Annotated in this window: 8 protein-coding genes; 5 read left to right on the top strand and 3 right to left on the bottom strand. The window is 38.5% G+C overall.

Annotated elements, in window-relative coordinates; translation table 11 throughout:
• Together WBM60_RS12620 and WBM60_RS12615 are read left to right on the top strand one after the other, a co-directional pair.
• The coding region (locus WBM60_RS12620) for a deoxyhypusine synthase family protein (RefSeq protein ID WP_424283145.1) at nt 1-181 on the top strand (181 nt) is incomplete at its 5' end.
• A gap of 2 nt (nt 182-183) precedes the next feature.
• The gene (locus tag WBM60_RS12615) at nt 184-507 is read left to right on the top strand and encodes a hypothetical protein (protein ID WP_424258605.1); all 324 of its coding nucleotides are present in this window, start codon (nt 184-186) and stop codon (nt 505-507) included.
• A 152-nt stretch (nt 508-659) separates the two neighbouring features.
• Here the strand turns inward: WBM60_RS12615 and WBM60_RS12610 are convergent, their stop codons facing one another.
• On the bottom strand, nt 660-2,708 hold the full coding sequence (locus WBM60_RS12610) for an HD family phosphohydrolase (RefSeq protein ID WP_424258618.1): 2,049 nt from the start codon (nt 2,706-2,708) through the stop codon (nt 660-662).
• A 118-nt stretch (nt 2,709-2,826) separates the two neighbouring features.
• On the opposite strand from WBM60_RS12610, the gene WBM60_RS12605 reads away from it, so the two are divergent.
• Both WBM60_RS12605 and WBM60_RS12600 read left to right on the top strand, forming a co-directional pair.
• Nucleotides 2,827-4,002: an acetyl-CoA C-acyltransferase gene (locus tag WBM60_RS12605; protein ID WP_424258603.1), complete on the top strand. Its 1,176-nt coding sequence runs from the start codon at nt 2,827-2,829 to the stop codon at nt 4,000-4,002.
• A 21-nt stretch (nt 4,003-4,023) separates the two neighbouring features.
• Nucleotides 4,024-4,776: an NlpC/P60 family protein gene (locus WBM60_RS12600; RefSeq protein WP_424258601.1), complete on the top strand. Its 753-nt coding sequence runs from the start codon at nt 4,024-4,026 to the stop codon at nt 4,774-4,776.
• 54 nt (nt 4,777-4,830) lie between these two features.
• Here the strand turns inward: WBM60_RS12600 and WBM60_RS12595 are convergent, their stop codons facing one another.
• Nucleotides 4,831-6,087: a tetratricopeptide repeat protein gene (locus tag WBM60_RS12595; protein WP_424283144.1), complete on the bottom strand. Its 1,257-nt coding sequence runs from the start codon at nt 6,085-6,087 to the stop codon at nt 4,831-4,833.
• A gap of 34 nt (nt 6,088-6,121) precedes the next feature.
• Nucleotides 6,122-8,656 carry a DNA gyrase subunit A gene (gene gyrA / locus WBM60_RS12590; protein WP_424258596.1) on the bottom strand — a complete coding sequence of 845 codons (2,535 nt, stop codon included), beginning with the start codon at nt 8,654-8,656 and terminating at the stop codon, nt 6,122-6,124.
• 260 nt (nt 8,657-8,916) lie between these two features.
• Here gyrA and WBM60_RS12585 point away from each other — a divergent pair.
• A partial coding sequence (locus WBM60_RS12585; RefSeq protein ID WP_424283143.1) for a Clp protease N-terminal domain-containing protein occupies nt 8,917-10,114 on the top strand: 1,198 nt, incomplete at its 3' end.

Below are 10,114 nucleotides of genomic sequence, written 5' to 3'. Positions count from 1 at the left end.
CTTTTGGAGTTACTTCTGCCAGATTAGCGACTCTACCACAAGTTATGGTTCATATTCGGGTGCTGTACCCAATGAGAAGATTACCTGGGGTAAGTTAGCAATTAATACGCCTAAATTTATCATAGAGAGTGATGCTACTATTGTTGCTCCCTTGATCTTTGCCTATCTATTGAATCTATAAAAATGAAAAAGACAAATTCGCCCCTCCGCAGAGTAATTGTTGACTATAAAAAGCTTACCCATGATATCCTTGATCTTTTGGTAACAAAATATCCTGATGGGTATGATGAAGACAATATTATAACTTTTAAAAATGCACAAAATGAAGTTGTTGAATGTGTAGAAGTCAGAACCAATGACACCGTTTATCTGGTGAAAATAAGTAAACGCCTTGTTGCCGCTATGGAGGATTTTGATCCTGATGAGGATCAGGATGATAATGATGACAATGAATTTGATAACCACAAGGAGGAAGAAAATTTAGAAATGGATGATTCTGAGGAGTAAATTGTTCATATCACATAATTCCTTCAAAAATTGTATCGTTTCTAATTTTTAATTCTTAAGAGCCGGCATCTTTATATTAACTAAAATAATAAAGTATAAAACATTAAGTCATCAGATCTGGTCTCCCTAGAACATCTATATTAATTGGCTGGCTATTCAGGATACTCTACCCTAAGATGATAGATATTGGTCAATTTTTGCTTTAGTACCTTCTTAATCATTTGAATTTCTTTAAATGTAATGTTAGCATTTAAAAATTGATTCCCATTCATTTGTCCGGTTATGATCTTTTCCACAAATTGGTCTATAATCTGATAGGTTGGGTTATTTAAACTCTTGGAGGCTGCCTCTACAGAATCTGCCATCATTAAAATAGCGGTTTCCTTGGAAAAGGGTATTGGTCCGGGATACCTGAAATCTGATTCCTTAAATGGTTGGTCTAATTCCTGCTGTTTTTTATAAAAATAATACACAAAACTGGTTCCATGATGCGTTCTTATAAAATCGATTACCCTGTCTGGCAGATTGTATTTCCTGGCAAGTTCTATTCCTTCAATCACATGATTGATGATTATCCTGGCACTTTCTTTAGGATCCAGGTCGTCATGCGGATTTATACTGGTTACCTGATTTTCAGTAAAATAGGTGGGATTGTTCATTTTACCAATATCGTGGTATAATGCCCCAACCCTGACCAGCATGGCATTGGCACCAATTTCATTTGCAGAAGCTTCGGCCAGATTCGCAACCTGAAGCGAATGATGAAAGGTCCCCGGAGCTTTGTTAGATAACTCTTTCAGTAATTTGGAATTCGTATCAGATAATTCGAGCAGGGAAACATCTGAGACCATCCCAAACATTTTCTCATAGATATAGATTAGTGGTTGTGCGAAAAGGGTAATCATTCCATTTAAAAAGAAAAACCCAAATATGTACCAGTTTACATTATCAAGGTTGCCTTCGTGAATAATATGAAAAGCAAAATAACCAATAATGTAGATAAGGGTTATCTGTCCTACAGAAATAAATAAATTTGCCCGTTTATAGAGTTCAGAGACAGTTAGAATGGTGACAATCCCCGCTATGATCTGGAGGAAAATATATTCAAAGCTGTTGGGAACCACAAAGCCTAAAATAAGTACTGTTAAGACATGTACAAAAAGTCCAAGCCGCGCATCAAAAAAGGTTTTCAGTATTAAGGGCATTATACATAACGGTACCACATAAACATAAGCCTCATTGTATTTTACCACCAGTGTGGTTATAAATACCATGAGTAAAATATTAAAGAAAATAAAGGTCACTTTTACGTTGTTCCTAAAAACTTCGGGCCTGTATTTTTTGAGAAACAAAAACAACATCATCAGTACCAGGGCCACAAGAATGGTATACCCGAAAAGGATAAAATAGTAATTGTTTTCAGTCCATAATTCCGATTCATATTCCGCTTTTAAGGACTCCAGTATTTTCAAATTATCAGCCTCTACTACCTCTCCCCTGGCAATTATAAGTTTTCCTTCATCTACATTACCTCTTGTTAAGGAGATTTCAGAAAGGGCTTCCTCCAGTTCCCTTCTGGTAAGTTCCTCATCAAAGGAGACATTGGGTTGCAGCACATCAAATAATAGAGTTTTAAAGTCTGCATCATAACTTCCAAGTCTCTTGTCATTGAGCACCTTGGTTATAGAGTCATCAATCGTCCCCATTCTATAAAGTGCATCAGATGGTAATCGCCTTGCTTCACTGTCCTTTATAAGATAAAGACTGTTTTTGGAGATTAGTTCATCTACCTTTCTTAAGATTCCGTAGCTATATATGGTATCCAGAAAATCTTTTCCGACCGATTCTAAAATACGCCTTGATCTGTTACTAAATTTTTCGGTACTGAAAACAACCGGAAATTTATCTGCAAAAATCTGGTAGGCTTCGGAGGCCGCTACTTCGTCATACTGATAATAATCTACCTGATCACTTTCAATCGCATTTCTTTCTTCAGCAATTTCATCGGCTGTTTTCTTAATGGAAAAATCGAAGGGGGCATAAAGGTTTTCATACTGCCAGGGTTTACCTTTCTGAAATTCATATTTGAACTTTCCTCCTCTGGGAAAGAAAAATACAATACAGGCTATAGTTATAACATATAGAATGTATTTGTAGATAAGTGATTGGTTTTTATAAACGCTGTCTAAGGTTTTGGCCATTTCAGAAAGTATCTTCTTCAAAAATAGAAAATAATAGCATCATCGGTTGCCTTTTAGGGACTAAACACAATGCATTGCACTTTAATTTATTAATTTCGTGTAATTAATGGATTTTCATATGAAAGAGGTTGTTATTGTATCTGTAGCCAGAACACCTATTGGCAGTTTTATGGGCTCTCTATCCACTATTCCGGCTCCAAAGTTAGGGGCTATTGCAATAAAAGGTGCCCTGGATAAAATTAACATGAGTCCTGATGAAGTTGATGAAGTACTTATGGGCAACGTGGTACAGGCAGGAACCGGACAGGCTCCGGCAAGACAGGCCGCCATATTTGCCGGTATCCCCGACACTGTTCCTTGCACTACAGTAAATAAAGTCTGTGCATCTGGAATGAAGGCGGTGATGCAGGCGGCACAGTCTATTGCACTAGGTGACACCTCTGTGGTTATTGCAGGGGGGATGGAGAATATGAGCCTTATTCCACATTACCTGCATATGAGAACAGGTCAGAAATTTGGCCCTTCAACACTATTAGACGGCATGCAAAAAGATGGTTTGGTTGATGTTTACGACCAGAATGCCATGGGAGTTTGTGCAGATGCCTGTGCAGTTGAATACGATTTCAGCAGGGAGGATCAGGATAACTTTGCCATCCAGTCCTATAAACGATCTGCCGAGGCCTGGAAATCGGGAAAATTTTCCGATGAAGTTGTTCCGGTTGAAGTACCTCAGCGACGGGGTGAACCAATTATTGTAAGCGAAGATGAAGAATATAAGAATGTTAAATTAGATAAGATACCTGCATTACGACCTGCCTTCAGCAAAGACGGTACGGTTACAGCTGCCAATGCATCAACTATTAACGATGGTGCGGCTGCCCTGGTCTTAATGAGCGCAGAAAAAGCCAAAGAACTTGGTTTAAAGCCCATAGCCAGCATTAAAAGTTATGCCGATGCAGCCCAGGAACCAAAATGGTTTACAACAGCACCGGCCAAGGCACTTCCCAAAGCCATTGCCAAAGCAGGAATATCTATGGAGGATGTTGATTATTTTGAGTTTAACGAGGCATTTGCAGTAGTAGGGCTGGCCAATATGAAACTATTGAAACTCCAGGATAACAATGTAAATGTGAATGGTGGCGCGGTTTCCCTTGGACATCCTTTAGGATGCTCCGGGGCCCGGATAATCATTACCCTTTTAAGTGTCTTAGAGCAAAATAATGGCAAAATAGGAGCTGCCGCTATCTGCAATGGTGGTGGAGGAGCTTCAGCAATTATTTTGGAAAGAAATTAATTTTTGCTGCAACGGTAGCCTATGCATCACGGTATTTGTCACCTTAGTATTGTACCTATACGATTTCTTGCAGAAGATACAAGCGAGATGGTGACACAGCTTCTTTATGGAGATCATATCAAAATCCTGGAAAAAAGAAAATACTGGAGTAAGGTTCGCGATGACTTTGATGGTTGCGAGGGATGGATTCGCAACAATCAATTTACTCCAATCCACAAACAGGATTATAAAAATCTAAAAAAATCAGGGGATAATAATTTTGCTGCAGATCTGGTATCTTATGTAAGTAATAGTAAAAGTATATTGATCCCCATAGTTCTTGGTTCAGTTGTTCAGAATACAAACTTACTTGGTCATAAATTTGAAGGGACTTCAATAGCTGCTAAAAAAGGGAAATCCAATCTTATTAATACCGCGCTTCACTATTTAAATGCACCCTATTTATGGGGAGGGAAAACACCTTTTGGTATAGATGGCTCCGGCTTTACACAAATGGTTTACAAAATAAATGGATATAAACTTCTAAGAAGAGCAGAAGAACAATCTACCCAGGGTGAAGCACTTAGTTTTATTGAAGAAAGCGAACCGGGGGACCTTGCTTTTTTCGATAATAATGAGGGCCGTATAAATCATGTAGGTCTTATTATGCAAGATAATTTTATCATCCATGTACACGAAAAAGTAAGAATTGACAGACTGGACCATACCGGCATCTTCAATACAGAACAGAAACTCTACACCCACAAATTAAGAGTTATAAAAAAGATACTATAAAAAAACCCTGACAAATTGATTGCCAGGGTTTTTCTTATGGATATATAACCTTTGTTATTCTCCCAGTAACTTTTTAATTCTCATAAAATTTTCTGTATCCCCCAAAGCACCATAAATATTCTTAAGTTGAGTAAGTATGCTCTGGTTTTCAGGTTTCAATTTAAGAGCATCTTCCAAAATAAGGGCAGCTTCCCTAAAAAGATCATCTTTATGCTTCTTTATTTCTTCGTATCGCGCTATATCTGCTTTGGAATTTCCTAAACTGTTCATTTCGTCTATTAGGCCATTGCCTTCATCTACATAGGTTGTTGAAAGATTCAATTGTGCATTTACATATCCAGGGTCTACTTCCAAGGCTTTTCTGTAAGCCGTGCGAGCTTCCTCAATATTGCCCTGTTCCATGTTAATTACACCTATATTATACTGCAAATCCGCATTATCCGGGGCCATTGCAGCCGCTTCTGCCATAAGTGTTTTAAACTTATCCTTATCACCTAATTTATATTGTAAATTAGCTTCATTCAGGACCAAATTTACATCATTGGGGTCGCTTGCCCTGGCATCTGCAAATGCAGCAAGTGCTTTATCGTCCTGACCTAATTGTGAATAAATTAAAGCCATATTTTTAACTATTTCGGCTTTTTTTGATGGAGATTTTTCATCGACAGGATCATTATAAGCACCAGACTTTATCATCAAATCCCTTTGAGTTTTATCCATCATCTCCTGTTCACCAGTTGCTAAATTAGTAGCCTTATAAACCACGCCACTACCATCATAATTAATATCCCTTAATTCCTCGTAATAACTAAGAGCTTCTTCATAAAGTCCGCCATTTACGGCACTACTCGCGGCATAATATAAATAAATAGTGTCGTTTGGGCTCAACTTATAACTTAAATAGAGCTTATCTGCCGCGCTCTTGAATTCCTTTTTACCATTATCCGCAACCGCAGAATTTACCAGATCAGCTGTTATAGCTGCCATGCGCTGCTTTGTTTCAGCGGCATGCTTTCCTTTATCACCTTCAATACTCAAGACCTTCTTAAAAGAATCAACTGCTTCATTAAAAGCATCATTATCACCTTTATTGGCAAGATCCGCATAGGTTTTACCTCTAAGAAAGAAATACTCTGCCTGAGTTTTTTCATCCGCTCCACTGATCATGCCTTGAATTCCATCCAAAGAGGCTTTGGCAGATGCGGTATCACCAGATTTTAATGCTTTATCAGCGGCTTTAAGTTCCGTTTTCTGTGAATATCCGGCTAGCGTAAAGCATATAGCTGCCAGAATTAAAAGTTTAGTCTTCATCTTAAAATTAAATTTACTTATTAGTGTTTATTGATTATTCTTTATCAGTTTCCGGGCTATCCATATCAATAGCCGTGCCATCTTCCGCTTTTACTTCAATATCCATAATATCAACCTCATCCAGATTATCCTCATCTTTCATTACTTTGGCGACGGCTGCTATGGAGTCACTGTCTTTCAGGTTGATCAACTTAACACCTTGAGTAGCCCTACCCATAGTACGCAAATCATCAACACTCATCCTTATGGCTATACCAGATTTATTTATGATCATTAAGTCATCAGAATCAGAAACATTTTTAATAGCCACCAGACCCCCTGTTTTATTGGTTATGGAGATGGTCTTCACGCCTTTACCTCCTCTATTGGTAATCCTGTAATCATCAATACTGGATCTTTTTCCATATCCATTCTCCGAGACCACCAATATTTCGTCATCAAAATTATTTACAGCGACCATACCAACGACCTCATCCTTTTCATCCGCCAATCTTATGCCACGTACACCAGAAGCATTACGTCCCATAGGTCGGGTCTTACTTTCTTCAAACCTGATAGCCTTACCGGATTTAAGCCCGAGTAAAATCTGACTTGTACCTGTGGTTAGTTTAGCTTCCAGGAGCTCATCATCTTCTCTTATATTAATTGCAATAATTCCATTTTGACGTGGCCTGGAATACTGTTCTAGTGAGGTTTTTTTAACTGTACCTTTTTTAGTGGCCATAATAACGTAATGGCCATTAACATATTCCTCATCCTTTAAATCTCTGGTACATATAAACGCTTTTACCTTATCATCCTGTTCTATATTCACCAGGTTTTGTATGGCTCTGCCTTTTGATGTACGGCTACCTTCCGGAATTTCATAAACCCGCATCCAGAAACACTTGCCCTTTTGGGTAAAGAAAAGCATATATTGATGGTTGGTACCAACAAAAAGATGCTCAAGGAAATCCTCAGTCCTGGTTGATGAGGCTTTTTGCCCTACTCCACCCCTGTGCTGTGTTTTATACTCACTTAGCGGAGTCCTTTTTATGTAACCTGCATGCGAAATTGTGATTACTACCTGTTCGTCAGGTATCATATCTTCTATACTCAGGTCGCCTCCGGCAAAATTTATTTCTGATCTTCTTGCATCTCCATAGCGTTCTTTTATATCCAGAAGTTCATCCTTAATAATCTGCATTCTTCGATCCTCATTGGCTAGGATATCCTTTAAGTCGGCAATTGTCAAAATAATCTCATCGTATTCGGAGCGCAATTTATCCTGCTCAAGCCCTGTAAGCTGGCGAAGACGCATCTCCACGATAGCCTTGGCCTGAAGTTCAGATAATTTAAATCTTTCTATGAGGTTCTCTCTGGCATCATCTGCATTTGAAGACGCTCTTATGATAGCGATAACTTCATCAATATTATCGGAGGCAATAATGAGCCCCTCCAATATATGAGCCCTTTCTTCAGCCTTTTTCAGATCAAAAGCGGTACGCCTTACCACTACTTCATGGCGATGCTCAACAAAATAATGAATGATCTCTTTTACATTAAGCATTTTTGGTCTTCCATTTACCAACGCTATGTTATTCACACTGAAGGAAGACTGTAATGCTGAATGCTTATATAATGTATTAAGAACAATATTTGGAATGGCATCCCTTTTAAGGATATATACAATTCGCATTCCCTTTCTATCTGACTCATCCCTAATAGATGATATACCGTCTATCTTTTTTTCATTGACCAAATCGGCAGTCTTTTTAATCATGTCTGCCTTATTGACCTGATAGGGAATCTCTGTGACAATTATACATTCCCTGCCCTGAACTTCCTCAAAAGTGGCTTTGGCCCTCATTACAACCCTACCACGTCCTGTATGAAAAGCTTCTTTTACACCATCATAACCGTATATGATCCCCCCGGTAGGAAAGTCGGGAGCTTTAATGTGTGTAATTAATTCATCTATCTCTATATCCTTATTATCAATATAAGCGATTGTTCCGTCTACTACTTCTGAAAGGTTGTGTGGTGGCATATTGGTTGCCATACCCACTGCAATACCTGAGGCGCCATTGATCAATAAATTTGGAATCCTGGTGGGAAGAACTGTTGGTTCTTTAAGAGAATCATCAAAATTAAGCTGAAAATCCACGGTATCTTTATCGATATCTGCCAGCATCTCATCCGCAATCTTGCGCATACGGGCCTCTGTATATCTCATTGCCGCAGGACTATCGCCATCTACAGATCCAAAATTTCCCTGCCCGTCAATTAACATGTATCTGAGACTCCATTCCTGAGCCATTCGTACCATACTATCATAAACAGACGTATCACCATGTGGGTGATACTTTCCTAAAACCTCCCCAACAATCCTGGCAGATTTCTTGTGTGAACTTGAAGAACGAACACCTAAGTCGTGCATACCGTATAAAACTCTCCTGTGAACCGGCTTTAGACCATCCCTGACATCGGGAAGGGCACGTGACACAATGACCGACATTGAGTAGTCAATGTAGGCTGATTTCATTTCATCTTCAATGTTGATAGGGATCAATTTTTCTCCTTCAGCCATATAAAAATCTTATTGCTTTATTGTAATTAAAAATTCAGGCCAATATACGCAAAATCATAGCTTACGAAGCATGTTCCAAGTAGTTTATTAAAGAATTTATCAACACATCCGGATAGGGGTTTCGTTAATAATTAGGTTGTTAATTTTTTTGTAAATCCGTGTTTTTTTCGTCATTTAGTCCAAGTTTGTCGAATATAGGTACGGTATTTGTCGTTCTTAAGAATAGATTTACTAATTTTATTACTGATTAAGAAAATTTTATGGATGATAATTTTTCACCTAGAGTAAAAGATGTAATTGCTTACAGCAAGGAAGAAGCATTAAGACTCGGCCATGATTTTATTGGTACGGAGCATTTAATGCTGGGATTGCTGCGCGATGGAAATGGAAAAGCAATTAGTATTCTGGATGCACTCGATGTGGATCTGGATCACCTGAGGCGCAAAGTGGAAATTTTGAGTCCGGCCAATCCAAATTCCGGAGGTATCCAAAAAGACAAAAAAAACCTTCATCTGACGAGACAGGCAGAACGTGCACTAAAAACTACCTTCCTGGAAGCGAAATTATTTCAAAGCTCTTCAATAAATACTGCGCATTTACTTTTGTGTATCCTTAGAAATGAAAACGATCCAACCACAAAATTACTCCATAAACTTAAAGTGGATTATGATGGAGTGAAAGATCAGTTTAAATCTATGATCACGAGTGAGGACGACTATATTGATTCTCCTACCTCAGAATCTTTTCCCAGTGATTCCGATGAGCCTGTGGAAGGCAAGGAAGGATCTTTTGGATCGGCTTCCGGTCAAAAAGGAAATAAAAAATCCAAAACACCTGTTTTGGACAATTTTGGAAGAGATTTAACACGGCTTGCAGAAGATAACAAATTAGATCCTGTTGTAGGACGGGAGAAAGAAATTGAGCGGGTCTCTCAGATACTTAGCAGAAGAAAGAAAAATAACCCACTTCTTATAGGAGAACCTGGTGTTGGTAAAAGTGCCATTGCCGAAGGTTTAGCACTTAGAATCATTAACAAGAAGGTATCACGTATCCTTTATAATAAGAGAGTAGTTACTTTAGATCTGGCTTCACTGGTTGCTGGCACAAAATATCGTGGACAGTTTGAAGAGCGGATGAAAGCCGTCATGAACGAGTTGGAAAAGAATGATGACGTAATTCTGTTTATAGATGAGATCCATACTATTGTAGGAGCAGGAGGCGCAACAGGCAGTTTGGATGCTTCAAATATGTTTAAACCAGCTTTAGCAAGGGGAGAAATTCAATGTATTGGAGCAACTACACTGGATGAATACAGACAGTATATTGAAAAAGACGGTGCTCTTGAAAGACGTTTCCAAAAAGTAATGGTAGAGCCAACCACAGTGGAGGAAACCATTGAAATATTAATGAATATTAAAGGAAAATACGAAGATCACCACAATGTAAATTATACTGATG

It is taken from the genome of Eudoraea sp., assembly GCF_049669105.1.
GTDB lineage: Bacteria > Bacteroidota > Bacteroidia > Flavobacteriales > Flavobacteriaceae > Eudoraea.
This window is presented reverse-complemented; position numbering and strand designations above follow the sequence as displayed.

Excerpts from the sequence above, each read along its gene's own strand:
- WBM60_RS12615 (WP_424258605.1), top strand. The coding sequence starts at position 184 with ATGAAAAAGACAAATTCGCCCCTCCGCAGAGTAATTGTTGACTATAAA.
- WBM60_RS12610 (WP_424258618.1), bottom strand. The coding sequence starts at position 2,708 with ATGGCCAAAACCTTAGACAGCGTTTATAAAAACCAATCACTTATCTAC.
- WBM60_RS12605 (WP_424258603.1), top strand. The coding sequence starts at position 2,827 with ATGAAAGAGGTTGTTATTGTATCTGTAGCCAGAACACCTATTGGCAGT.
- WBM60_RS12600 (WP_424258601.1), top strand. The coding sequence starts at position 4,024 with ATGCATCACGGTATTTGTCACCTTAGTATTGTACCTATACGATTTCTT.
- WBM60_RS12595 (WP_424283144.1), bottom strand. The coding sequence starts at position 6,087 with ATGAAGACTAAACTTTTAATTCTGGCAGCTATATGCTTTACGCTAGCC.
- gyrA (WP_424258596.1), bottom strand. The coding sequence starts at position 8,656 with ATGGCTGAAGGAGAAAAATTGATCCCTATCAACATTGAAGATGAAATG.